Here is a 23,995-nt window from a genome sequence, read left to right as displayed (position 1 = left end):
AAAGGAATAAAATTATTTTTTCTTTTCGCGAATCAAAATTGAGCTTAGATAGCAATTTTATCAGGAAATATTGCAAAATTAAAAAAATAGTTGAAAAAAAGATAGATATATATTGAGTATGTTGTTTACATTGTTTGCCCAGAAAAACATTATTGTATTTAAAAATATCAGTCCCCATCTTAAAAGATTCCATAGGGCAGCACGACCAATTCCTACCTCATTTTTCGAACGTTCCCAATCATATTTCAGGAGCAGTTCTAGGTATTGACTGAGCTTTTGTGACTTTTCCTCTGAGTAATCAAAATTACTTAAAAGATCCCAAATATGTCCATCTTTCATGTAATAATCATTAATATATTTTACATTCATATCAGAGCCATATGGATTGATTTGTGATTTAAGTCTACTAACTGCAGATTTCCTATTTTTTCCGTCTAGTAAATCAACAATTATCAACTTTATACTTTTTCTCCATTCTGTTCTTTCCTTAGTAATATAATCAAGCCAATTTCTCTTACTATTATTTACAAACACTAAAATCGCACTCAAGATAGCCCCTAGACCAGCTCCACTAATTAGAGTAATAATCTGGCTTGTTTCCAATCTTCTCACCTCCCTTTCGAAATTCTTCAATACATCCCAACTGTTCGATTTTCTCGAACAGTTCAACTAACAGTTTAAACTCTCCCACTCACTCCTCAGCAAGCCATATATGAGACTGTCACAGCGGTTCCCTTGAACATCCTTTCTGTCACGGATGCGAGATTCGAGGGTGAAGCCCAGTTTTTCTGCAACTCGTTGACTTTGGACATTGTAGCCAAAGCAGACCAGTTCAATCTTGTGAAGACCCAAATTTTTAAAGCCTAGGTCAATCAAGGCTCGCGCTGCTTCTGGTACATAACCTTGGCCCCAATAGTCTGGATGCAAGGTATAGCCAATCTCAAGAACATCATCTTCGTGGCGGTGATTGAAGTCAACAGAACCAATGACTTTACCGGTTCCTTTGACGACAATTCCATAGCCAGCTGGGAGATTTTCCTTTTGATTGCGCTCAGGAAGGATATGCTCCAGATAATAAATCTCATCTTCCAAGGTCTTGACGGGGTGAAATGCTGCTGGATAGGCGACCTCTGGCAAACTAGCGTAGGCATGAATATCCTCGGCATCCGCCACTGTACGGACGCGCAAGACGAGCCGTTCGGTTTCTAATCGTTCAGGTAATTGTGCTTGCTCCATCTTCAGCCCTCACTTTCCATAAAAAAAATGCCCCTGCCATCTACATGACAGGGACGAATGTGTTTATCCGCGGTACCACCCAATTTCGGGCAGACGCCCGCAACTCTGGTCTTCTTGTTCATCTTTTATTACGTTGTTAGCTCGCTTAGATGTACGCCAGTACAGCCCGCAACTCGCTGCTTAGTCCTAAAAGTAAACAAAAAGACACCATTATTTCATTTTTAGCCTTAGCAACCAGTTTTGACATTTGTGCGGATTTCTCAGCAGTGCCGCTTTCTGTGACAAATGGGATTCAAAACACCTCTAATGCATTTAGTTTAACATGTTTTCTAGAGAAAATCAATAATTTCTCTGTCCAAAAAGTCCGTCTGGTAGGTCATGAAATCCCTTGCCCTCTTGATAATTGGCAAATTTCCCCAATAGAAACTGATAGGCATCTAGGCGGCTCTCATAACGAATCGCAGCTTCTTTAGCGCGTTCATCTTTATCTTCCTCATAAATTTTCTGACTTTCTTCAAGAGCCATTTCGTTGATAGTCACCTGAGTTTTGACCCAAGCTTCAAAATCCTTTAAAAATTCCTGTTCGTACGTCATTATATTCCTTCTAATCTACTCCTCGGTAGAAATTTTCTTCAATATCACGGAAAGGCTGAATATCTTGGACATATTCCAACACACCTTGAAACTCTCCTGCTTCATCTCGCACTGCCACATACGTCACATGAACAAATTTGCCCCGCGACTCAGACTTGAACCACATAACAAACTTGTCTCGCTTGCCTTCGCGCAATTCCTTAAAAATAAAGCGAACTTTCTCCAAAAACTTAGGCGGGTGGCACAGCTCGACATTGCGCCCCACTTGACTCGGCGTCCGTTTAAAAATCATCTCATCAGCTGGCACACTGTCATTGTAGTACTGGAAAATATCCTCCTTATTGACAAAGGTAATCTCCATCGGCAGATGATTCAAGATTAGATTTGCCTCTTCCACTGACAAATAGCCATGTCCAAAAGACTGTTGGGCCTGTCGATCAAAATTGTTTTCTGCCTTTTTCTTTTTTGGCTTAAAAGAAATGGTGACCTGCCCATCAGGTGTCTCAATGACCTGCTGAATAGTACCGTCTGACACAAGCTCCTCACTAGCTGCCGCTTCGCTTCCAGTCTTCTCAGCAGCCTCTTTTTCTGTCTCCGTGAATGATTGACGAGCTGGCATCCATTTCTCAGCCGGCTTGATAATCGCATAGCCGTAAGCATCACTTTCTTCTGCAATTTTCAGCCAATCGTCCTGTGTGAAAGATTCCAGCAAAATCATAAGCAAGATGGATTCTTCCTTGAAAATCATCGCTTCAAACTCAGCCGCAAAATTTTCAAATGTTGCTCGAGCTTGCTCGATACCTAGGTTAGACAAATCTTCAGCAGCGGTCTTTGCTTCCTGAAAAAGCTCTCGAATCTGGTCGTCCACACCCCACATAACCTTGGGTGGTGAATCGTGACCATATCTCTCCATAATCGGAAACATCAGCTCTTCCTTGCGCTGATAATGAATGTCAAATTGACCGACCAAGCCCAGCTGGCGCATCAACCCCTTTTCCAACTCTGTCTTCATTTCTGCATCATCTGTTTGAGCATAGGTATCAAGGAGGCGCCGGATCCGCAACAGAGCCGCTCTCAGAGCCAGATTTTCCTGCTTAAAAATTTGAACTGGATGTCCTGGATGATCTGTGTCCGCCACTTCTACATTTTTCACTGCTCCCTTAAAAAGATTCGCATGAACATTGCAAAGCGACATGACATCCTCAAAGGTTACACCCGTATCCGAGTTCATCAGTTCGTGCTCCATAAGACTGATCTCAATAGCCGAAACACCTGTAAAATGCTTGTTAAACTGCTCTTGAACCTCTTCTGCTGTTGCACCATGGTGCAAATCCAGCAAAATGGATTTCAAAATCTCAATTCGTTCATCTGCCATTAGTCTAGCCCCACCACTTCATAGCCATTTGCTTCTAATGTCATGACAATTTTATCCATAGGGGTTCCCTCTAACTTAGAACCTTGCTTTAACGACACCTTGCGACCAACCGTATTGCGCATGATTGGATTGGCAAGCGGCTTAAAGCCGAGCTCCACTAAAATTTCTAACACTTCTGGGTGCTTGTCCACTACTTCTGCTACAGGAATGGATACATCAATGATATTGTCCATATTTCACCTCATGAACATTTTTCTATTATTATAACACAAAAAGCAGTTGCTTTCTAAGCAAAATCAAAGCGTTCTTTATCTTTGCCTCATTCCATTTTTCTGAATCAAGCATCTATAACTATTTTTAATATAGTATAAGTATTTGTTATAATAAAATGATTTTGTATTTTTCACAAGTAAAATAATTGATAGCCCCTCTTTTTAAAGCAAAATATTTCACAAACAAAAGAAAATTTATTAAATCACAGATTTGAAAACGTTTTTATAATCGTGATATAATAATTTCAAAAACAGGATGAAGGAGATAGTATGTCTATTACAACTTTACTAAACATCAAATATCCAATTTTTCAAGGTGCTATGGCGCAAATTTCTCACTATCAGTTGGCTGCTGCTGTTTCAGAAGCGGGTGGCTTGGGGATTATTGCTTCAGGTGGTATGACTGGCGACCAATTGCGCGAAGAAATTCGTGAATTGCGTAAACTCACAGACAAACCATTCGCTGTTAATGTGATGCTGATGCTGAAAAATGTCGAAGAGCTTGTGAATGTTATCATCGAAGAAAAAGTTCCTATTGTGACAACTGGTGCTGGCACCCCTAAATTTATTCTGCCTGCTCTCAAAGAAGCAGGTATCAAGGTTATTCCGGTCATTGCCAGCGTGAAACATGCTAAAAAAATGCAAGAATTAGGTGTTGACGCTGTTATCGCTGAAGGATCTGAAGCGGGTGGTCATATCGGTAGCACCAATACCATGGCTTTGCTGCCACAAATTACTGATGCAGTTGATATTCCCGTGATTGGTGCAGGAGGTATTGCAGACGGTCGCGGGCTTGCTGCTGCTTTCGTTTTAGGCGCACAAGGAGTTCAACTCGGTACGGTATTTCTCGCATCAGAAGAATGCCCAATCGCTGAAAGTTATAAAGAAGCAGTTCTCAAGGCAAATGATACAGATACAGCTGTCACAGGCAGGAGGGCGGGTGCCCCCGTTCGTTGTATCCGAAACGAAATGACAGACCATTATATAGAACTTGAAAATAAAGGTACCAGCCGTGAGGAACTGGAAGAGATTACTATTGGAGCTCTCTCAAAAGCTGTATATGACGGAGACACAAAAAACGGCTCCATGATGTGCGGTCAAATTGCTGGTATGATAAAAGAAATCCGACCATGCAAAGAAATCATTGAAACAATCGTCTCAGATGCACAAAAAGCATTGGAAAACACAGAGATTTCCTTGTAAAATCGAAAAAACTTGTAGAAAATGATCTCTACAAGTTTTTCTATTGCTGAAGTAGTTGAAAATATTTGCGTTTCATTTTACTGCTCAACTTCTGTCGCCTATTTGTCATCTGCCTTAAACTAGGCTCACTCATGAACAAGTCATTCTATCCCATTTACCAAATGCTATAAAATATCAATAGCATTGCTACAGGATACCTTCTTTGCAATTTTTACATCCTGATTCTTTGAACTTTCGTTGTTAGGAAGTGCCTTGTATATTATTCTAACATACAGTAAAAGTATTTCATATCATTTCCCGTCATTTTCAGTACGTTCTTGTCCCCACCAGTAAGGCATGAGTTCTCCCAAAGTAATCGTTTCGCGTTTTTCAAAATCCAACATAAACTCTAGATGACGATTCTCAGGATTCAACTCCATTAAAAATTCTCTACACGCCCCACAAGGCATACCAGAACCTCCTCCATAGGGTGGTTTATCACGAAAAGCCAACACTCGTTTCATTTTTGTCTGTCCAGAATACTGATACATATTAAAAGCTGCTGCCCTTTCAGCGCAGAGATGAAAAACAACACAGGTTCCTTCAAAGCAAAAGCCAGTATAAATCTTTCCATCCTCTGCTTCAATAGCTGCTACAACATGATTAGCGTACACAAAGGGCGATACCTCATGCGGATTATAGAGCTTCTTGGCTTCTTCATACATTTTTTCCCAAATATCCATTCTAATCCTCTTTCTTTACCAATTTCACTACAGCCTCGGTCCTGGCTGTGTGTGGAAACATATCCACAGATTGAATATAATGAACATCGTAGACTTTACTCAATTGTATCAAATCTCTAGCTAGAGTAGAGACATTACAGGAGACATAAACCATTTTCTTTGGTGCATAACGAACAATCGTTCCAAGCAGCTTATCATCTAAGCCAGTCCGTGGCGGATCCACAATCAAGGCATCTGCTCGATAGCCTTCCTTGTACCAGCGAGGAATAATGCTTTCAGCAGTCCCAGCTTCATAATGAGCATTGTCAAAGCCCATCTTCTTGGCATTTCGCTTAGCATCCTCAATAGCTTCTGGTATAATATCCATGCCACGAAGAGACTTTACTTTTTTAGCAAAAGCAAAGCCAATCGTTCCCACACCACAATAAGCATCAATCAGGCAATCCTTTGAATCGACATCCAGAGCCTTAACTGCTTCACTGTAAAGCACCTCTGTTTGCTCTGGATTGAGCTGGTAAAAAGCCCTAGGCGATAAGGAAAACTCGTAATCCAAAACACCTTCCTGAATGGTTTCTTTCCCCCAGATAATCTCCGTCCTATCTCCATAGATTTCACTTGATTTTGTCGTATGGTAATTGACCGCCACTGTTTCCAACTCTGGAAATTCTGCTGACAAATCGCGAATGACAGGAGAGAAGTCCAACTTCTTTCCCGTAACAAAAATCATCTGCACCTGTCCCGTTTTTCGAGCCCTGCGAATCATAACCGTCCGAACGCCGGCATTTTTTCGCTCATCATAAATAGGAAAATTGTACTTCCCCAAAAGGAGGGCCACTTTATTGATAATTCTCTGCGTTACCTTATCTTGAACCAGACAGTTTTTCAAAGAAATCAGATAATGAGAATTCTGCGCATAAAGACCCGCTTTTACATCTCCCTTAAATTTCCGTGTTTGAAACTGCAACTTCGCTCGATAATATTGAGGTTCTTGCATACCAATCGTTGGACGAATCTCGTAGTTTTCATAACCTTGAGGTGCAAATTTTTTCAAAGCCTGCCGCAGCAGATCTGTCTTAAATTCTAACTGTTTGTCATAATGCAAGTGCATAATCTGGCAGCCCCCGCATTTTTCATAAATCTCACAAGGAGGCTCTACTCGATACTTAGAGCGTTTGTTAATCGTCAACAGTTTTGCTTCGACAAAATTACGCTTAACCGTCGTGATTTGACAAAAAATATCCTCACCTTTTAAAGCACCTGGTACAAAGACCAATGTCTTTTTATAAAATCCAATCCCTTCCCCGTTGATTCCCATTTTTTTGATTTTCAAGGGGATTTTTTGTTTTACTTTCAGATTCATAAGCCTATCTTACCATATTTTGAGGTATAATAGAATCATGAAAATTACAAAAATTGAAAAGAAAAAGCGGCTTTATCTCTTAGAGCTGGATGAGACGGAAAAACTGTATATCACCGAAGATACCATTGTTCATTTTATGTTATCAAAAGGCATGAACATTACTAAGCAAGAGCTGAAAGAAATCCAAGAATATGCTCAATTTTCTTATGGAAAAAATCTGGCATTGTATCATCTTTCTTTCAAGCAGCGTACTGTAAAGGAAGTCAATGATTATTTGCGCAAGCACGACATGGAAGAGGAAACGATTGTTCATGTTATTAACAGCTTAAAAAAGGACAACTGGCTAGATGATTCCAAATATGTCCATGCTATTATCAATGCTAACCTCTTATCTGGAGACAAAGGTGCGTATGCACTCAAGCAAAAGTTAATGCAAAAAGGAATTGCTGCTTCTATCATTGATGATGAGCTAGGTCAACATGATTTTACAAATCTAGCAGAAACAGTTGCTCAAAAATTACTCAAAAAATATCAAGGGAAGCTTCCAGAAAAAGCGCTTCACGATAAAATCTTACAACAGCTCATCAATAAAGGCTTTTCCTATACCGAAGCTAAGGCAGCTTATCAAAGCCTTACCATAGAAAACGATGACGAAAAACAACAAGAATTGCTTTACAAAGAATTAGACAAACAATACCGCAAGTATTCCCAAAAATACGACGGCTATGATTTAAAGCAGCGCCTTACTCAAGCACTCGCACGCAAAGGCTATGATTTCTCCGATATTGCGAGCGCTCTCAAAGAATATCTACAAAAAATGTAAGGTTTATTTATGTTTTTTCATGAAAATATGTTACAATAAAAGCGATAACCTGATAAATTGTAGAAAGTTGGTAGATGATGAAGCTTCCAAAAGAAGGCGACTTTATTACAATTCAAAGTTATAAGCATAATGGAAGTCTGCACCGCACTTGGCGCGACACCATGGTACTAAAAACAACAGAAAACGCCATTATTGGTGTCAACGACCATACCTTGGTCACAGAAAGTGACGGGCGGCGTTGGGTGACACGTGAGCCAGCTATTGTCTATTTTCATAAAAAATATTGGTTTAACATTATCGCTATGATCCGCGAAAATGGGATTTCCTACTATTGCAATCTAGCCAGCCCCTATTATCTTGATGCAGAAGCATTAAAATACATAGATTATGATTTAGATGTCAAAGTCTTCACCAATGGTGAAAAGCGATTGCTGGATGTGGATGAATACGAGCGCCACAAGCGGCAAATGAACTATTCCAATGATTTAGATTACATTCTCAAGGAGAATGTGAAAATCTTAGTAGACTGGATTAATAATGAGCGTGGACCTTTTTCACAAGCCTATGTCAATATTTGGTACAAACGTTATGTAGAGCTAAAGAATCGCTAAAGTTGCCAAGGGACCTCTGGTCCTTTTTGATTTTCAAAGAACAATTTCTTGCAATTCAAGCTTATTTTATGTATCATATAGAAAATCCTTTGATGAATGAGCACAGAAAGGAAGAAACAATGGCTTTTACAAATACACGTGGACGTTATGCCAGCTTTGGCGTTGTAACAAGTTTGCCAGATGACATTATTGATTCTTTCTGGTACATCATTGATAATTTTTTAAAAGGTGTGTTTGAATTAGATGAACTTCTTCGATTTGAACTCATCAACCATCAAGGAAAATTAACATTTCGATTTTCCGAAGCAAGTCTGTCAACTACTGTCTCTTTTGATTTTAATGACGCTTTCGATCCATTTTTTCCACGAGAAATCTTTGTGACTGACAATAATGGTAAAGAAACTATTATGCTGCCAGATGAGTATACCTTGATGTAATGGTATATTAAGTAGAGCATATGTGATGATACAACCACTCCTTAATGTACGAAAACACATAAAAGCCCTCATAGAACCATTCTATTGAGGGCTTTATATTGAGTATTTAAAGTCTGCTTTGATGCTTATTCATCAGTTTCTTCTTTTGATTGATTCAGAAAATCCATTGCTTCCTTGGTCCAAGTCGGCAAACTTTTGGCGAGTGGTGCAAAACCAATCTTGTAACGGTCATTTGAAAAGCGATGGCGTTTAGGCAAATGATGCTTCTCTTCTTCCAGAGTTCTCATTGACAAACTAGCCTTGCCCGAAAATTCATCATAGTCCATCACCTGCACCAATACTTGATCGTCGACATGCAGAATTTCATGGATATTTTCGATATATCCTGTCCGAATTTCTGAGATATGAATCAATCCCATGTCACCCGTTTCTAGTTCCACAAAAGCACCATAAGGCTGAATACCGGTAATTCGGCCTTTTAGTTTTTCACCAATTTTCATCTCAATCCTCAACTTTAATGGTTTCAATCACAACATCTTCCAGTGGTTTATCCATTGCACCAGTTTCAACTGCCGCAATCTTATCTAACACTTGATAAGAAGCTTCGTCTAGCAATTGACCAAACACAGTATGCCTGCGATCCAAATGCGGCGTTCCACCTTTGCTTGCATAGATTTCAGCAATCGGTGCTGGCCAACCACCCCGTTCCAATTCCTTTTGTGCATAAGGAATCTTGCTATTTTGCACGATGAAAAATTGACTGCCATTTGTATTTGGACCAGCATTAGCCATTGAGAGTGCTCCACGGATATTATACAATTCTGGTGAAAATTCATCTTCAAACTTTTCACCATAAATGGATTCGCCACCCATGCCCGTACCAGTTGGGTCACCACCTTGAATCATGAAATCCTTGATAATGCGGTGGAAAATCACGCCATCATAGTAGCCATCCTTTGACAAAGCGATAAAATTCGCTACTGTCTTCGGCGCTTGCTCTGGAAATAGTTGAATTTTCAAATCTCCGTGGTTGGTTTTAATAGTCGCTTTCGGACCTTCTGTTTTTTCAATCGTCACTTGCGGAAAATGCAATTCTTTTTCTACCATTCCTAACTCCTCTAAGGCATAAAAAATGCCGTCTTCTTCTACTGTTTTTGTCACAAAGTCAGCCTTTGCTTTGATCTTTTCATGGGAAATCCCCATAGCAACGCTGATACCTGCATAATCAAACAACTCTAAGTCATTGAGTTCATCTCCAAAAACCATCACATTCTCAGGCTTCAACCCTAGATGCTCCACAACTGTCGCAACTCCAGATGCTTTTGAACCATTTGTTAGAACTACATCTGATGAATGCGGATGCCAGCGAACCAATCGTAGATGTTCTTCTAACTCTTTAGGCAATTGCAAGCTATCTCCAATATCTTCAAATGTCCACATTTGATAAACGTTGTGATCTTGATAAAAATCTGGCTGAATAGGTAAATTAGGATAAACAATATCAATGGCTTCGTCAATAAGCGGTGTTCGCGTCGAAAGCGCTGCCTCATGACTACCAACGAGGCCAAAGTCAATCCCAACTTCCTTCGTCCAAGCGATATAAGTTTCTACTAAATTTCGATCAATCGGGGTTTGCGCAATAACCTTTCCTGCTTTATCTTCAATATAGGACCCATTCAAGGTGACAAAAAAATCAGGCTGCAACGCTTTCAACTCCGGCACCACACCAAAAATTCCTCTCCCTGAAGCAATTCCCGTCAAAATTCCTTTTTCTTTTAATTGTTTAAAAACTGTTTTGATCGATTCTGGAATGTAGCCAGTTGCTTTTACTCGCAAGGTATCATCAATATCAAAAAAGACGATTTTGATCTTCTTGGATTTGTATTTTAATTTTGCGTCCATAATCTCCCTCTAGCAATTATTCTGTTTTCTATTATACCACTAAATGTCATCTTGTGGGACAAGGTGATGTTGGAAAGCATAAACAACAGCTTGTGTACGATCGCTCACTTCTAGCTTTGATAAGATATTGGACACATGTGTTTTCACTGTCTTTAAAGAAATAAATAATTCATCTGCTATGCGTTGATTTTCATAACCTTTTGCCAGTAGTCCTAAAATATCTCGCTCACGCGCAGTCAAATCTTCGTGCAATTCAATATGATTTCGATGATATTCCACTTTTTGGCTGACCTCTGTTTCAATGGCAAGTTCACCCTTAGCTACTTTTCGGACAGCTCGTAAAATATCATCAGCACTAGATGTTTTCAGCATATATCCTTTAGCACCTGCGTCTAAAACCGGATAAATTTTTTCATTATCCAAATAAGAAGTCAAAATGAGAATTTTAGCTTCAGGCCATTCTTTCAAAATAGCAAGTGTCGCTTCAATCCCACTCATTTCAGGCATAACAATGTCCATCATAATCACATCCGGACGCAACTCCAAAGCTTTTTCAACTCCTTCGCGACCATTTGAAGCTTCTGCCACTACATCCACATCGTCTTGTAAATCCAAATAACCTTTCAAGCCAAGTCGTACCATTTCATGGTCATCTACTAATAAAATATGCATCCTAAACTCCTTTCAATAAAGGTACACGAATGTCAATCACTACTCCTTGTTTAGGAGCCGTTAAAATCTGAATCGTTCCTGCCATATCGTTTACTCTTTCTTCTATATTTTTCAAACCATAACTCAATTCATCAGACGAAGTGTGCTCAAAGCCAATCCCATCATCTATCATCTTTAACTGCAATTCGTACGGTGTTTGATATAGATAAACATCTAAATGATTTGCATTGGCATGGCGAAGCGTATTACTGATAATTTCCTGAGCAATTCTAAAAATATGCTCCTCAATCTGTTTCGGTAATTTTTGCACATCATGATGAAAGCTCACCTCAATATCGCTTTTATCTGATAGCTCTTTCAAGATGAGATTCAGCCCTTCAACCAAGCTTTTTCCTTCCAACTCTGTCGGTCTCAAATGTAGAAGCAAGATACGCAAATCACGCTGAGCTGTATTTAAAATTCCTGATACGCCAATCAATTGTTTTGATAATGCATCTGTATCTAAATTCTCCACTTGGCCTGTCACACCTGACAAAATCATATTGGCAGCAAAAAGCTCTTGACTGACCGTATCATGCAAGTCACGCGCCATTCGCTTGCGCTCTTTCTCAATAATCGTCTCCTCATTTTGCAAGGCACGGTTCTCTGACTTTTGCAGATTTTCTGTCAAATGAGTTAATTTCTCTGAAATCTGCCGAAAAGAGATATCAATTTCAGGATGATGAATTTCTTGCAATTCTCGACCTTCTAAAACATTTTTTAGATTTGTCTGAATGGCAGATAAAGTGACCATTTGAATCACTTTAACACCTAAAATCATCAGCATCGTCAGAGATAAAGTCAGTACAATCACAAAGAAACTGAACTTTTCCAACCGCTCTACATTACTAAAAATCAGTTGCCAATCAAAATTAAATAGGCTAAAAATATAATGAATAATGATTCCTAAAATGAGTAGGGAATAAAAGCTAATCAAGAGATAGTAGACTTTTTTCATTTGCGAACCACCTCAACATTTCCTAAAAACGTTGACAGGACAATTTTGACGCTTTTATGTGCTCGCTTGAAGTCTGGTGTCGTTAGGCTGATACTTTCATTTCGCAATTCATAAACAGGTTGATCTAAAAACTGCAATTCACCATATAAATTATTCACTTTCAGGCTGACTGCCACATCAACTGGCACGATGATTTTTGTATTTCCGAAAAATTTTCGCAAAATAATCACATTGTCATGGTTTGTGATAATGACTTGTTCCAAATGAATCGTATCTTTACCCATAAGACGGAAAAGATTGATGTCATCAAATCGACAGGTATCTGATGAGCCAAAATGATGAAGATTTCCCAACCATTGATTTTTTTCACGTTTTTGTTCTACTGCATCATCAAAGATGAGATTCGTCACTCCATTTTCCTTATAAATGTAAGGATAAGCCACAATCATGCCATAAATGACCGCAAAGAGCAAGGCAGCAATAACATAAGGATTGAGCATAATAATGAAAAAGAGCAGTATGGTAGAGGTTACTAGCAGAAAATTTCCTCTTTGTTTTCCAAAATAATAATAGAGCAATAACAAGAAGAGCACCAAAAAAAGAATAACACGTGAAAAATGACCAGACAAAATGGTCACTAATGCAAATGTTAATAGAATAGATTCAACAAAGATAAAAAATTGGATCTTTCTCATAGCCTCGATACCTTTCTTACTCTATTGTATCAAAAACTTACAAAAATTCCTCCGGCTAAGGTATGAAAAGAAGGGAGTGAACTGGAAGAAAATATTTTCAAGTTCTAGTTTGTAGTCCTAGAAGCTAACATTTTTATTTACAATATACTGGATAAACTTGATTGAGCAAAAACAATGCTTATCAATGATGTAAAACGAGTGCAAAAAAAGAGTGAGGGAAAATCGGTTTAACAAAACTACGATTTTATCCTCTCTCTTTTTTAATTACTTGCACTAGCACTTGTGTCTGGTGTTTTTGAGCTGCTTCCATCATTACCACTAGTTGACGAACTGCTAGAGGATGGGCTAGTTTTATCTGAGCTGCTATCAGATTGTGAACTACTTTCAGATGTTGAAGAATCTTCGGTTTTTGGCTCATATACATATAAGACAATGCGATCACTCTTCAAATTCAAAGACTGACCAGCTTCTGGGGCTTGTCTGATAATCGTATTTGCCTGTGTACCCGCTGGAGCTGTTGTAACCGTACGTTTTTCAATATTCGCACCTTGAATACCAATCACTTCCGTCAAATTATTATAAGCAAATTCATAGGTTGAACCGATATAGCTTGGCATCGTGACACTTGAAACGGACTTCGCTACTTTTAACGTAATACGGGTCTTTGAAGTCAAATCATAAGTGCTGCCTGCTGCTGGTGTTTGATCAACAACTGTTCCTGCCGCATACTCACTACTTTCAACTTCTTCTGTTTTAATTAAGCCTTTTGAAACCTTGTATTTTTGTACCAGATTGTTGATGGCATCTGCTCTTTTCTGACCTTTATAATCTTCCATAATAAAAGTTTTAGTCCCTTTTGAGACAATCAGATCCACCGTACTGCCCTCACGACGTTGCGTTCCCGCTTCTGGATTGGTGCGAATGACTGAGTCTTTTTTAACAGAATCACTGTATTCGTCTTTTTCCTTGCCAACTTTCAAACCTGCAGTTTCAATTGCAGAACGAGCTTGGGCAATAGTTTTTCCAGTAACATCTGGAATTTTTACATTTGATGGACTCAAATAGACCAAAGCCACCAGAGCTACGATGACTAAAACCACCGCTGATAACAAAACTTTATAGCGCGTTCTTAAACGGCGCTTCTTTTTTGCTTTTGGCGTAGGCGTAGGCTTACTACTGACTGCTTCTTTTGTAGGAGTAGGTGTTGACTTCGTCGCAGAAGTCAAGGTATTTTGTGATACTTTCGGCAGTGTCTTTGTGTCTGCTTTAGCAGTGTCATCAAAAACTAGTTTTTTCTCATTTCGACGGTCAGCAGATAAGCAGCTTGATAAATCCACATACATTTCTGCAACTGACTGATAACGATCCGTCAATTTTTTTGCCGTTGCCTTGATGACTACATTTTCCAATGCTTGTGGAACGTTTGGATTTTCAGCAATCACAGAAGGAAGAGGCTTTTGGAAATGCTGTAGGGCAATCGTAACAGCACTATCTCCATCATAAGGGATATGTCCTGTCAGCATTTCATAGAAAATAATCCCCATGGCATAAATATCGCTCTGAACGGTCGCTTTTGAACCACGCGCCTGTTCTGGTGACAAATAATGTACAGACCCCAGCATAGAGTTGGTTTGCGTTAAGCTCGTTTCTGCAAAAGCTACCGCAATTCCAAAGTCAGTGACTTTTGCATCGCCATCTGGAGTTAAAAGGACATTTTGAGGTTTCAAATCACGGTGAACAATCCCGTGCGTGTGTGCCAAACGCATCGCCAAAAGGATTTGTCCCATGATTCGAACCGCTTCTTCATTAGACAAAGGAGCATGCTCTTTGATATAGCGCTTTAAGTCGAGTCCAGCCACATATTCCATTGCTAGATATTGCTGACCTTCTTCTTCTCCAATGTCGGTAATCCGAACAATATGAGGATGATCCAAGTCTGCCATAGCTCGCGCCTCTCTTTGAAAACGCGCCACAGCAATCGGATCCGTCTGATAATTCGTTCTTAGGACTTTAACCGCGACTTCTTCCCCGTCTAAAATCAAATCTTTGGCCAAGTAAACATCTGCCATGCCACCTCGACCAATTTGCTTGATGATTTTATATCGTCCGGCAAATATCTTGCCGACTTGAATCATTCTGCGTCCTCCTTATGATAATGAACTAGGGCAACTGTAATATTGTCCAGACCGCCTGCATTATTTGCAAAACGAATCAAGGTTTCTGCCTTTTCTGAAAGAGCAATATCGCTTGTCATAATGTCATAAATTTCACTTTCTGAAATCATATTGGACAAACCATCGCTATTTAAAACAATGTAATCATCGTCCTCTAGACTAATCATACCAACATCAGGCTGCACTTCACCTCTTTGGCCGATTGATTGCGTGATGATGTTGCGTTGTGGATGACGCTCTGCCTCCTCAGGCGTAATTTGTCCCGCCTTAAGCAATTCATTTACCAAAGAATGGTCGCTCGTCAACTGACGATAACTTTCACCGCGCACTAAACCAATACGAGAATCCCCTACATGGGCATAAATTGCTTGATTACCAATAATCGCTAAGGCTTCAAGCGTCGTTCCCATGCCTTTATATTCTTCATCTTGACCAAATTGATGAACTTTTTGATTTTCTGTTTCGAGATGTTCTGCGAACCACTCACGAACGCCGTTAATGGAATCAATTTGAGTATCCACCCAAGCGGCACCGAGGTCTGTTACTGCCATTTCACTAGCAATGTTACCGGCACGGTGACCTCCCATACCATCTGCTAAAAGAACCATTGTCATACCGGCACGATTAACAAATTGATTGGCATAATCTTGATTATTTGTACGCTTCTGACCAACATCTGTTAATAATGAAATTTCCATACTGTCAGTTTCCTCCTGTTAGGATATTCGTTTGAATTGACTGATGAAAAATCCGTCACTTCCATATAATTCTGGCGTAATTAAAATACAGCCATCTTTTAGAATATCCTGTCTATTATGTTCTAGTTTTACCTGTTTAAAATTTGGATGAGCTGCCAAAAACTGCTCAACAACTTGAAAATTTTCTTGCGAAACAATCGTACAGGTACTGTAAGTTATTATACCACCTTTTCGCAAGCTTTGACAAACACTATCCAGTATCTCAAGCTGAATTTTTTGCAACGAGGCAAAATCTGCATTTTCTTTATTGTATTTAATATCTGGTTTCCGTCGGATTAGACCAATTCCTGAACACGGCGCATCTACTAAAATTTTATCAAAGGCGTCTGCTCCAAAAGTTTCAAAAACCTTTCTCGCATCTAGCTTTTTCGTAATCACTTTATCTGCCACACCTAAGCGCTGTGCATTTTCTTTTATCAGAGCCAACTTATGCTCATAGAGATCTAATGCCGTGACCTGTCCTGTCGTTAAGTAAGAAGCAATGTGCATGGTTTTACCACCGGGTGCACTGCATGCGTCTAACACTTTTTCATCGCCGCGCAATTCAAGAGTTGGCGCGACCAATTGGCTAGATTCGTCTTGAATAGTAATAGCACCTTCTTCAAACAAGGCATGCCCTGCAAAATGACCGTGGCTTTTCACCAACGCACTCGGAGCTAATAGCGAATCTTCTGCCTGCAACAGTTGTTTTAATTCTTCTTTACGGCTTAGGTCCACTACTCGAACGCTGGCTTTATTTCGAAGAAATAAACTCTCGAAAATAGCTAGAGCTCGTTTTTCACCGTACTCTTCAATCAGCACTTTAACCAGCCAAACTGGCAGAGAATACTGAATAGAATAGCGTTTGTTTTTACGTTTAATACTGCCTATATCTGCCACACCGTCCCGCAATAGTCTTCGCAGCACTGCATTGACGAACTTTTCGCTTCCCTTTTTTCGTGCCTTTGCCAGCTCTACCGCTTCATTGACGACCGCATGCGCTGGAATTTTATCAAGATACTGTATTTGATACAAACTCATCAACAAAAGAATATAAAGCCAGGAATCCAACTTATCTCGATTTTCAATAACATGAGACAAATACCATTCTAAAGTGATTTTACGTGCAACGGTACCATATACAATTTCTGTTACAAGTCCTTTGTCTGCAGAACTTAAAGGCACTCCTAACAAAGCCTGATTGAGAGCAATATTGGAATAAGCTCCTTCTGAAAAAACTGCTTCTAAAACTGCAAGAGCCGTTTGCCGCGCTGTTTTTATTTTATTGACCAAAGAAATCACCTACTGATAATTGCCGTCCCAGACCATTCAGAAAATCAATGATAGTCATTTTGGGCTTTCCAGCTGGCTGTACTGTTTGAAGAGAAAGTGCACCTTCACCAGTTGCCACAATCAATTCTTTTTTTCCGATAACAAGGATTTCTCCAGCTTGTCCTAAGCCCTCTACTGGAGTAGCTTCGTAAATTTTAAAACGTTCTCCATTTAAAAGCGTATGCGCTACAGGCCACGGATACATGCCTCGAATCTGATTAAAAAGTTGTCGATTGGTCTTGGTCCAATCAATTCTCTCCTCTTCTGGTGAAATATTTGGTGAAAAGGTAACTTGATTTTTGTCTTGCGGAACTGGTTTTAAATCTCCAGCTAGATAACTAGGCAAGCTCTCAAGTAGCAAATCACGTCCGACCAACGCTAACTTTTCAAACATCGTCCCAACATTGTCTGTTTCCTCAATAGGAATCGCTCGACGCGCAATCATATCACCCGCATCCATCTCTTTGACCATTTCCATAATAGTCACACCGGCTTCTTTGTCACCATTGATAATGGCGTAGTGAATGGGAGCTCCTCCGCGATATTTTGGTAACAACGAAGCATGCACATTGACGGAAAAATTGACCGAATCTAGCAATTTGCTTGGTAAAAATTGACCGAAAGCTGCTGTGACGATACCATCAGCGTTTAAATTCATCAAACTATCTAATTCAGCACTTTTAGACAATTTCTCTGGCTGATAGATTGGTAAGCCATAGTCTAAAGCCAGTTCTTTAACAGGCGTCATGCGGATTTCTTTTTTGCGTCCTACTGCGCGATCTGGCTGTGTAACTACTGCCAAAATCTCGTACTGTTTGCTTTCCAGCAATCCTTTGAGTACCGTTGCAGAAAAATCCGGCGTTCCCATAAAAATAATGTTTGTCATGGTTTCCTCATATTCTTTTTTACTATTATATCAGAAGAAGTCGTGTATTTCTTTAAAAAAGGCTAAAATAAGGCTACATAAAACTTTGTGGTTCATGGTCTATGCTTAAACGTAAGTCCTTATTGTCCTTTTCTTGTGTCCAATCCAAAATCTGATTCAACACATCTTGCAAATGCTCCTCAAAACGGTATTTAATAATCAATTGATAGTGATAGAGGTTGTGAGTGCGGGCAATCGGCTTAGGAGTTGGTCCTAATATCTGAGCCTTCTCTGACAGAGCAGAACGTATCATATTCAGCACTGTATATGACTTTTTAACAACCTCTGCTTCTATTTTATGAGACAAGGTAAGCCCCACCGTAAAATAATAAGGTGGATAGGCCAACTGCTTTCTAATACTCATTTCATAAGCATAAAAGCCCTCATAATCCTGATTTTTCGCAAAAGTAATCGCATAATGGTTCGGATTGTAACTTTGAATAATCACATGACCTTCCTTTTCAGCTCGTCCTGCACGCCCAGCAACCTGAGTTAAGAGTTGAAAGGTGCGCTCAGATGAACGAAAATCTGGCAAATTCAAAGCCGTATCCGCATTGAGCACTCCCACGAGAGTAACATTTGGAAAATCCAGACCCTTTGCAATCATCTGGGTTCCCAGCAAAATATCTGCCTGTCCGTCTCCAAACTCTTTGAGAATTTGTTCATGACTGCCCTTTTTCCGAGTAGTATCAATATCCATTCTCAAAATACGAGCCTGCGGAAAGGCTTCTGCTAATTCATCATAGGCTTTTTGCGTCCCAGTCCCATAGTAACGAATGCTCCTGCTGGAGCAATTCGGGCAACTATGAGGAATCCCTTTTGAGAAACCACAATAGTGACAATTCATGCTTTTGGTATCCATGTGCAAGGTCAAGGAAATATCACAATTTGGACAGGTATCAACCGTTCCACATTCACGACACATGACAAAACTAGAATAGCCCCGTCGATTCAACATTAGGACAACCTGCTCTTTTCTATCTAGCTTATCTTGAATGGCTTCTAACAAAACAGGCGTGAAATTACTAGCTTCATTTTGCCCAATATAATCACGAAAATCCACAATTTCCACTTCAGGAATCTGAGCTTGCGGATTTGCTCGCTTGGTCAGTTGCAAAAAGTGATACACACCTTTGCCAGCCCGCGCTCTGCTTTCTAAACTCGGCGTCGCCGACCCCAACACCAGAATGGCTTGATTGTACTTTGCACGTAGTAAAGCGACATCTCGTGCATGATAGCGTGGATTGGAGTCTTGCTTGTAACTCGCTTCATGTTCCTCATCAATGATAATTGCACCAATATTTTTTAAAGGAGCAAAAATAGCAGAACGAGCACCAACAACCACTTGTGCTGCTCCTCGCTCAACTTTGCGCCATTCATCATACCTTTCCCCATTTGAAAGACCTGAGTGAAGAATGGCTACTTTCTTTCCAAAACGCGAAATGAAGCGGTTTGTAACTTGTGGTGTCAAGGAAATTTCAGGCACTAACATAATGGCTGTCTTGCCACGGCTGAGCGCCTCTTGAATGACCTGCAAATAAACCTCTGTCTTACCACTACCTGTCACTCCTTCTAGCAGAAATGGCTTACCACCCTGCCCAATCTGCTGCGTGATAGCTTGAACCGCAGCTTCCTGCTCTTCATTTAGCACCAATGCAGAATCTGTTGCAACATTTTCAAAATAAGCCTCAGAACGACTAACTTCTTTTTCGATGATTTGTACAGCCTCTTGCTCCACAAAATAATGAATGACCTCTCTTGAAAAATGCTCTTTCAAATCCGCCAAACGGTACATGTCAGTCTGACCTTGCAAAACGTCTCGCAAGGCTTGCTTTTTTTTCGCCCGTTGGGGAATGACTAGCTGCTCCAAAATTTCTTGATTAACTTGATACCATTTTTCTGTTTTAATATGCTTTTGATCTATCGCTTGGTATTCTACCTGAATCGCCCCTTGCCGTGTCAAACGCATTACCTTAGCTTGCAGCTCTTTATCAAGCGATGAGAAATGCTGCTGATCTGCATTGCCAAAAATGAGCAGTCGATCTTCTTTATTCAAAGAAGGTTGCGCATGAAGAATCTTATCATAGCTAGAATTCAAAAATCCCGGCAACATAGCTTTTAAAATTGAAATTTTGTAAGAAAAGACAGATTTTCTCAATTCTTCTGCCAACCACAGCTGCTCCTCATTTAAAACTGGCGTAAAGTCCAAAACCTCTGCAATCTCTTTCAATTCTGGTGTCGTTTCTTCTGTCAGCTCTACGACAATCCCCTGAATCAAGCGATTGGCTTTCCCAAAAGGCACATGCACACGCATACCAACTTCTAGCATAGTTGAAAATTCTTTCGGAACCGTATAACTGTAAGGTTTATCAGTCTGCATTAAAGGGACATCCACAATGACTTTTGCAAGTTGCACATTCTCACCACCTCTCACTTCTCATTAAAAGAAAAAATAAGATTGAGCTGACCCAACCTTAAATCTTTTCACCCTCTTCTTTTTCCTTCGCAATTTGTTCTTTGATTTTACGTTCTTCTTCTTCTCTGCGCAAGCGTTCTTCCTCAGCACGTCGACGAACTGCTTCTCGCTTGCCTTCAGGATCTGGGTGAATCCCGACATTGCCAGATTCGATTTCTTCTAAAGCACGAAGTGTCGATTTGACGGACTTAAACTCTTGAGTCGGAGCTGCTCCTTCTTCCAATTCATGAGCACGTTTTGCTTCAAGAATCACCAAGGAGTATTTTGAAGGCACCTTATCAAGCAAGGTGTCAATTGAAGGTTTTAACATCATAATCTTGTACCTAATTTCTAAATTCTTATCTTACTGAAAGTTGTTCTGACAACATATCTTGATAGTGACCTATAACACGTTCCACTCGGAAATGTTCAGCTTCAATGACGCGTTTGACGCGCTCAGCCGCTAACGGAACTTCATCATTGACAATCGCATAGTCATATTCGCGCATGAGAGCAATTTCTTCTCTTGCTTTGGCAATGCGTTTGGCGATTACTTCGGCACTATCTGTTCCACGTCCCACTAAGCGATCTTGCAATTCCGCCAAATCAGGTGGTGTCAAAAAGATAAAGACAGCATCTGGAACTTTTTTCTTCACCTGAAGCGCCCCTTGAACTTCAATCTCAAGGAAAACATCAATTCCTTTATCTAAGGTTTCATTCACATAGGTCAAAGGAGTTCCATAGTAGTTGCCAACATACTCTGCATACTCCAACATCTGACCTTGTCGAATCAACTCCTCAAACTCTTCTCGCGTACGGAAAAAATAGTCAATCCCGTCCACTTCACCGGGACGTTGAGCACGAGTTGTCATGGACACAGAGTATTGAAACTGATTGTCTGAGCTTTCAAAAATCTCACGTCGAACCGTTCCCTTCCCCACACCTGAGGGACCAGAAAAAACGATTAACAAGCCACGATCCGCCATCATATCTCCTTCATTGTCTTTCTATCTAGTGTAACAAAAAAGCAGTATTTTTTCAACTGCTTTTTAGCATAGGTAGATGCTTGTTTTTTGAGAAAACATTGCAAGTTACTCTTACCTGCCTAAAATTATACACTAGCTAGATAAACATTCATTCTTAGCAATATCTATTTCGCATAATCCACAGCACGCATTTCCCGAATGACCGTCACTTTGATATTGCCCGGATATTCGAGGTTGTTCTCAATCTTTTCACGCACATCATGAGCCAAAATAGTAATCTTATCGTCTTTGATTTGACCAGGGTTGACCATAATCCGAATCTCACGCCCCGCTTGTAAGGCAAAGCTATTTTTCACACCCTCAAAGCTATTGGCAATTTCTTCCAAGTCTTGCAGGCGCTTGATATAACTTTCAAGGGATTCGCTGCGAGCACCTGGACGAGCCGCACTAAGCGCATCAGCTGCTGCAACAATAACTGCAATCACACTTTCAGGTTCTACATCACCATGATGACTGGCAATTGTATTGACCACAATTGGATGTTCCTTATACTTACGAGCCAATTCTGTTCCAATCTCCACGTGGCTACCTTCCACTTCACGGTCAATAGCCTTTCCAATATCGTGAAGGAAGCCTGCACGGCGAGCTAAGTTAGCATTTTCACCGAGTTCACTCGCAATAACACCAGACAACTTAGCAACTTCAACAGAATGACGCAATACATTTTGCCCATATGACGTACGGAATTGCAAGCGTCCCATAATCTTCATCAAATCCGGATGTAAGTTTGGTGCACCGATTTCATAAGCCGCTGCTTCACCATATTCACGAATCTTATGGTCAATTTCCAGACGATTTTTCTCTACTAATTCTTCAATGCGAGCTGGGTGGATACGACCGTCTTTCAACAAGGCTTCCATTGTCATGCGTGCAATTTCACGTCGAATAGGATCAAAACCAGATAAAGTCACCACTTCTGGTGTGTCATCAATAATGACATCAATACCCGTTAAACTTTCAAAGGTTCGAATATTCCGACCTTCACGTCCAATAATGCGACCCTTCATCGTATCATCCGGCAGATGAACTGTTGAATTGGTTTGCTCCGCAACATAGTCACCTGCAATCCGTTGCATGGCTTGGACTAAAATATCCTTTGCCATTTTATCAGAACGTTCTTTGACTTCTTGCTCTGCTTCACGAATACGCGTCGCAATTTCCTTTGATAACTTATCCTCAGTCTGAGTGAGAATGATATCTCTGGCTTCAGTTTGTGAAAGTGAAGCAACACGCTCTAATTCTGCTTCTTTGTGCTGCTCCAACTCTGTCAGTTTGTTTTCACGCGCCTCAAGGTTTTTGTTTCTATCAGAAATACTTTGTTCTTTCTGCTCGAGTATTTTTTCTTTGTTGGTCAAATTGTCATCTTTACGATCAAGACTTGTCGCACGTTCTGTCAAACGACTTTCCAATTGCTTCAATTCTTGACGATCAGATTTAAATTCTGCCTCAACTTCTTCTCGATATTTTCTGGCTTCTTCTTTTGCCTCTAACAGTGCTTCTTTTTTAAGGGATTTACTTTCGCGCTTCACTTCTTTTAATAACAAATCCGCTTCGCGCTCAGCTTGTCCACGTAAATTAGTTGCTTCTTGTTCAGCATTTAAAAGAGTAAGTTCCGCAGCTTCTTTCGCAGATTTCATGCGAACTGTGATACTTACATATCCAATGACTAAACCAATGATGACGGCAAAAACACCTGCAAAAATCATTTCCATGTTTTTACCTCAAATTATTGATATTGAATTGTAAAATTCTTAATTATTTTATCATAAAAATCGATTTTTCACAAACTAAATTCTTATAAATACGTGACTGTTTTCACATTCTTTTTTGCAAATCCTTTTTCCTGACAGGCTTTGTTAAGTAGAAATTTTTTTCTTTGCTAGAGCAAAATATGGTATAATTTATTAAAAGCAAAAGGAGTTCTATTTATGGTCAAAGAAGTCATTGTTGAAAGTTTTGAGTTAGATCACACGATTGTCAAAGCCCCCTACGTACGCTTGATTGGCGAAGAGGTGGGACCTAAAGGGGACATCATTTCCAACTTTGATGTTCGTCTAGTACAGCCTAATGAAGATGCCATTCCGACCGCTGGACTTCATACGATTGAACATCTGCTAGCTAAGCTCATTCGTACTCGCATTGACGGCATGATTGATTGCTCACCTTTTGGCTGTCGGACAGGATTCCACATGATTATGTGGGGTCAGCATAGCTCAACTGAAATTGCCAAAATCATCAAGGCATCTTTAGAGGAAATTGCTGAAATAACCACTTGGGATGATGTCCCTGGTACGACTATCGAATCTTGTGGCAATTACAAAGATCACAGCCTTTTTTCCGCTAAAGAATGGTGCAAACTGATCTTAGAGAAAGGCATTTCTGATAATGCCTTCGAGCGTCATCTTGTATAAACTTAAAAATGTGTAG

At 40.0% G+C, this 23,995-nt stretch carries 25 protein-coding genes; 5 read left to right on the top strand and 20 right to left on the bottom strand.

Annotated features, from left to right (window positions below; genetic code table 11):
• Positions 1–78 precede the first annotated feature (78 nt).
• The 5 genes from IYQ91_RS10105 to IYQ91_RS03280 form a co-directional block, all read right to left on the bottom strand.
• A complete protein-coding gene (locus tag IYQ91_RS10105) occupies positions 79–603 on the bottom strand; it encodes a hypothetical protein (protein ID WP_324252979.1) in 525 nt (174 codons plus the stop codon).
• Positions 604–669: 66 nt separating this feature from the next.
• Positions 670–1,236, bottom strand: a complete 567-nt coding sequence (locus IYQ91_RS03295) for a GNAT family N-acetyltransferase (RefSeq protein WP_195673063.1) — start codon at positions 1,234–1,236, stop codon at positions 670–672.
• Positions 1,237–1,575: 339 nt separating this feature from the next.
• Positions 1,576–1,830, bottom strand: a complete 255-nt coding sequence (locus IYQ91_RS03290) for a DUF1912 family protein (RefSeq protein ID WP_106082900.1) — start codon at positions 1,828–1,830, stop codon at positions 1,576–1,578.
• A 10-nt stretch (positions 1,831–1,840) separates the two neighbouring features.
• Entirely contained in the window at positions 1,841–3,205 is a 1,365-nt protein-coding gene (locus tag IYQ91_RS03285; RefSeq protein WP_195673062.1) for a DUF438 domain-containing protein, read from the bottom strand.
• Positions 3,205–3,438, bottom strand: coding sequence for a DUF1858 domain-containing protein (locus tag IYQ91_RS03280; RefSeq protein WP_003025778.1), 234 nt, complete (start codon positions 3,436–3,438; stop codon positions 3,205–3,207). Before IYQ91_RS03280 ends, IYQ91_RS03285 begins: the two co-directional genes overlap by 1 nt.
• A gap of 309 nt (positions 3,439–3,747) precedes the next feature.
• On the opposite strand from IYQ91_RS03280, the gene IYQ91_RS03275 reads away from it, so the two are divergent.
• Entirely contained in the window at positions 3,748–4,680 is a 933-nt protein-coding gene (locus tag IYQ91_RS03275) for a nitronate monooxygenase (protein ID WP_195673061.1), read from the top strand.
• A 290-nt stretch (positions 4,681–4,970) separates the two neighbouring features.
• On the opposite strand, the gene IYQ91_RS03270 is transcribed toward IYQ91_RS03275, so the two are convergent.
• The gene (locus IYQ91_RS03270; protein ID WP_195673060.1) at positions 4,971–5,402 is read right to left on the bottom strand and encodes a cytidine deaminase family protein; all 432 of its coding nucleotides are present in this window, start codon (positions 5,400–5,402) and stop codon (positions 4,971–4,973) included.
• A 1-nt stretch (position 5,403) separates the two neighbouring features.
• Positions 5,404–6,762 (bottom strand): 23S rRNA (uracil(1939)-C(5))-methyltransferase RlmD, encoded by a 1,359-nt coding sequence (rlmD, locus tag IYQ91_RS03265; RefSeq protein ID WP_195673059.1) that lies wholly within the window; start codon positions 6,760–6,762, stop codon positions 5,404–5,406.
• Positions 6,763–6,799: 37 nt separating this feature from the next.
• On the opposite strand from rlmD, the gene recX reads away from it, so the two are divergent.
• The 3 genes from recX (at position 6,800) to IYQ91_RS03250 (ending at position 8,633) form a co-directional block, all read left to right on the top strand.
• Positions 6,800–7,585, top strand: coding sequence for a recombination regulator RecX (gene recX / locus IYQ91_RS03260; protein WP_195673058.1), 786 nt, complete (start codon positions 6,800–6,802; stop codon positions 7,583–7,585).
• Between the two features lie 77 nt (positions 7,586–7,662).
• Positions 7,663–8,196, top strand: coding sequence for a nucleoside tri-diphosphate phosphatase (locus IYQ91_RS03255; RefSeq protein ID WP_003031472.1), 534 nt, complete (start codon positions 7,663–7,665; stop codon positions 8,194–8,196).
• A 119-nt stretch (positions 8,197–8,315) separates the two neighbouring features.
• On the top strand, positions 8,316–8,633 hold the full coding sequence (locus tag IYQ91_RS03250) for a DUF960 domain-containing protein (protein WP_003031462.1): 318 nt from the start codon (positions 8,316–8,318) through the stop codon (positions 8,631–8,633).
• Positions 8,634–8,758: 125 nt separating this feature from the next.
• Here the strand turns inward: IYQ91_RS03250 and IYQ91_RS03245 are convergent, their stop codons facing one another.
• From IYQ91_RS03245 to IYQ91_RS03185, 13 genes are all read right to left on the bottom strand, one after another.
• Complete coding sequence (locus tag IYQ91_RS03245; RefSeq protein ID WP_003025803.1) at positions 8,759–9,133, bottom strand: S1 RNA-binding domain-containing protein; 375 nt, start codon at positions 9,131–9,133, stop codon at positions 8,759–8,761.
• Between the two features lies 1 nt (position 9,134).
• Positions 9,135–10,535, bottom strand: coding sequence for a bifunctional Cof-type HAD-IIB family hydrolase/peptidylprolyl isomerase (locus IYQ91_RS03240; protein ID WP_195673057.1), 1,401 nt, complete (start codon positions 10,533–10,535; stop codon positions 9,135–9,137).
• A 39-nt stretch (positions 10,536–10,574) separates the two neighbouring features.
• On the bottom strand, positions 10,575–11,207 hold the full coding sequence (locus IYQ91_RS03235; protein ID WP_021001361.1) for a response regulator transcription factor: 633 nt from the start codon (positions 11,205–11,207) through the stop codon (positions 10,575–10,577).
• A gap of 1 nt (position 11,208) precedes the next feature.
• On the bottom strand, positions 11,209–12,204 hold the full coding sequence (locus IYQ91_RS03230) for a sensor histidine kinase (RefSeq protein WP_003025809.1): 996 nt from the start codon (positions 12,202–12,204) through the stop codon (positions 11,209–11,211).
• Positions 12,201–12,899, bottom strand: coding sequence for a cell wall-active antibiotics response protein LiaF (gene liaF / locus IYQ91_RS03225; RefSeq protein ID WP_003025810.1), 699 nt, complete (start codon positions 12,897–12,899; stop codon positions 12,201–12,203). Before liaF ends, IYQ91_RS03230 begins: the two co-directional genes overlap by 4 nt.
• A gap of 260 nt (positions 12,900–13,159) precedes the next feature.
• On the bottom strand, positions 13,160–15,034 hold the full coding sequence (gene pknB, locus IYQ91_RS03220; protein ID WP_195673056.1) for a Stk1 family PASTA domain-containing Ser/Thr kinase: 1,875 nt from the start codon (positions 15,032–15,034) through the stop codon (positions 13,160–13,162).
• Positions 15,031–15,771, bottom strand: coding sequence for a Stp1/IreP family PP2C-type Ser/Thr phosphatase (locus IYQ91_RS03215; protein ID WP_144209537.1), 741 nt, complete (start codon positions 15,769–15,771; stop codon positions 15,031–15,033). Before IYQ91_RS03215 ends, pknB begins: the two co-directional genes overlap by 4 nt.
• Before the next feature lie 18 nt (positions 15,772–15,789).
• On the bottom strand, positions 15,790–17,103 hold the full coding sequence (gene rsmB / locus IYQ91_RS03210) for a 16S rRNA (cytosine(967)-C(5))-methyltransferase RsmB (protein ID WP_049516854.1): 1,314 nt from the start codon (positions 17,101–17,103) through the stop codon (positions 15,790–15,792).
• Positions 17,093–18,028, bottom strand: coding sequence for a methionyl-tRNA formyltransferase (gene fmt, locus IYQ91_RS03205; RefSeq protein ID WP_049516855.1), 936 nt, complete (start codon positions 18,026–18,028; stop codon positions 17,093–17,095). The genes rsmB and fmt overlap by 11 nt, the downstream gene beginning before the upstream one ends.
• A 73-nt stretch (positions 18,029–18,101) precedes the next feature.
• Positions 18,102–20,483, bottom strand: coding sequence for a primosomal protein N' (locus IYQ91_RS03200; protein ID WP_195673055.1), 2,382 nt, complete (start codon positions 20,481–20,483; stop codon positions 18,102–18,104).
• A 58-nt stretch (positions 20,484–20,541) separates the two neighbouring features.
• Positions 20,542–20,856 (bottom strand): DNA-directed RNA polymerase subunit omega, encoded by a 315-nt coding sequence (rpoZ, locus tag IYQ91_RS03195; RefSeq protein WP_003031464.1) that lies wholly within the window; start codon positions 20,854–20,856, stop codon positions 20,542–20,544.
• A gap of 25 nt (positions 20,857–20,881) precedes the next feature.
• Positions 20,882–21,508, bottom strand: a complete 627-nt coding sequence (gene gmk / locus IYQ91_RS03190) for a guanylate kinase (RefSeq protein ID WP_049516857.1) — start codon at positions 21,506–21,508, stop codon at positions 20,882–20,884.
• Positions 21,509–21,672: 164 nt separating this feature from the next.
• Complete coding sequence (locus tag IYQ91_RS03185) at positions 21,673–23,280, bottom strand: ribonuclease Y (RefSeq protein WP_049507081.1); 1,608 nt, start codon at positions 23,278–23,280, stop codon at positions 21,673–21,675.
• 216 nt (positions 23,281–23,496) lie between these two features.
• On the opposite strand from IYQ91_RS03185, the gene IYQ91_RS03180 reads away from it, so the two are divergent.
• Positions 23,497–23,979 carry an S-ribosylhomocysteine lyase gene (locus tag IYQ91_RS03180; RefSeq protein WP_003025827.1) on the top strand — a complete coding sequence of 161 codons (483 nt, stop codon included), beginning with the start codon at positions 23,497–23,499 and terminating at the stop codon, positions 23,977–23,979.
• The last annotated feature ends 16 nt before the right edge of the window (positions 23,980–23,995 follow it).

This window comes from Streptococcus sp. HF-2466 (assembly GCF_015594645.1).
Classification (GTDB): domain Bacteria; phylum Bacillota; class Bacilli; order Lactobacillales; family Streptococcaceae; genus Streptococcus; species Streptococcus anginosus.
This window is presented reverse-complemented; position numbering and strand designations above follow the sequence as displayed.

Excerpts from the sequence above, each read along its gene's own strand:
- IYQ91_RS03295 (WP_195673063.1), bottom strand. The coding sequence starts at position 1,236 with ATGGAGCAAGCACAATTACCTGAACGATTAGAAACCGAACGGCTCGTC.
- IYQ91_RS03290 (WP_106082900.1), bottom strand. The coding sequence starts at position 1,830 with ATGACGTACGAACAGGAATTTTTAAAGGATTTTGAAGCTTGGGTCAAA.
- IYQ91_RS03285 (WP_195673062.1), bottom strand. The coding sequence starts at position 3,205 with ATGGCAGATGAACGAATTGAGATTTTGAAATCCATTTTGCTGGATTTG.
- IYQ91_RS03280 (WP_003025778.1), bottom strand. The coding sequence starts at position 3,438 with ATGGACAATATCATTGATGTATCCATTCCTGTAGCAGAAGTAGTGGAC.
- IYQ91_RS03275 (WP_195673061.1), top strand. The coding sequence starts at position 3,748 with ATGTCTATTACAACTTTACTAAACATCAAATATCCAATTTTTCAAGGT.
- IYQ91_RS03270 (WP_195673060.1), bottom strand. The coding sequence starts at position 5,402 with ATGGATATTTGGGAAAAAATGTATGAAGAAGCCAAGAAGCTCTATAAT.
- rlmD (WP_195673059.1), bottom strand. The coding sequence starts at position 6,762 with ATGAATCTGAAAGTAAAACAAAAAATCCCCTTGAAAATCAAAAAAATG.
- recX (WP_195673058.1), top strand. The coding sequence starts at position 6,800 with ATGAAAATTACAAAAATTGAAAAGAAAAAGCGGCTTTATCTCTTAGAG.
- IYQ91_RS03255 (WP_003031472.1), top strand. The coding sequence starts at position 7,663 with ATGAAGCTTCCAAAAGAAGGCGACTTTATTACAATTCAAAGTTATAAG.
- IYQ91_RS03250 (WP_003031462.1), top strand. The coding sequence starts at position 8,316 with ATGGCTTTTACAAATACACGTGGACGTTATGCCAGCTTTGGCGTTGTA.
- IYQ91_RS03245 (WP_003025803.1), bottom strand. The coding sequence starts at position 9,133 with ATGAAAATTGGTGAAAAACTAAAAGGCCGAATTACCGGTATTCAGCCT.
- IYQ91_RS03240 (WP_195673057.1), bottom strand. The coding sequence starts at position 10,535 with ATGGACGCAAAATTAAAATACAAATCCAAGAAGATCAAAATCGTCTTT.
- IYQ91_RS03235 (WP_021001361.1), bottom strand. The coding sequence starts at position 11,207 with ATGCATATTTTATTAGTAGATGACCATGAAATGGTACGACTTGGCTTG.
- IYQ91_RS03230 (WP_003025809.1), bottom strand. The coding sequence starts at position 12,204 with ATGAAAAAAGTCTACTATCTCTTGATTAGCTTTTATTCCCTACTCATT.
- liaF (WP_003025810.1), bottom strand. The coding sequence starts at position 12,899 with ATGAGAAAGATCCAATTTTTTATCTTTGTTGAATCTATTCTATTAACA.
- pknB (WP_195673056.1), bottom strand. The coding sequence starts at position 15,034 with ATGATTCAAGTCGGCAAGATATTTGCCGGACGATATAAAATCATCAAG.
- IYQ91_RS03215 (WP_144209537.1), bottom strand. The coding sequence starts at position 15,771 with ATGGAAATTTCATTATTAACAGATGTTGGTCAGAAGCGTACAAATAAT.
- fmt (WP_049516855.1), bottom strand. The coding sequence starts at position 18,028 with ATGACAAACATTATTTTTATGGGAACGCCGGATTTTTCTGCAACGGTA.
- rpoZ (WP_003031464.1), bottom strand. The coding sequence starts at position 20,856 with ATGATGTTAAAACCTTCAATTGACACCTTGCTTGATAAGGTGCCTTCA.
- gmk (WP_049516857.1), bottom strand. The coding sequence starts at position 21,508 with ATGGCGGATCGTGGCTTGTTAATCGTTTTTTCTGGTCCCTCAGGTGTG.
- IYQ91_RS03185 (WP_049507081.1), bottom strand. The coding sequence starts at position 23,280 with ATGGAAATGATTTTTGCAGGTGTTTTTGCCGTCATCATTGGTTTAGTC.
- IYQ91_RS03180 (WP_003025827.1), top strand. The coding sequence starts at position 23,497 with ATGGTCAAAGAAGTCATTGTTGAAAGTTTTGAGTTAGATCACACGATT.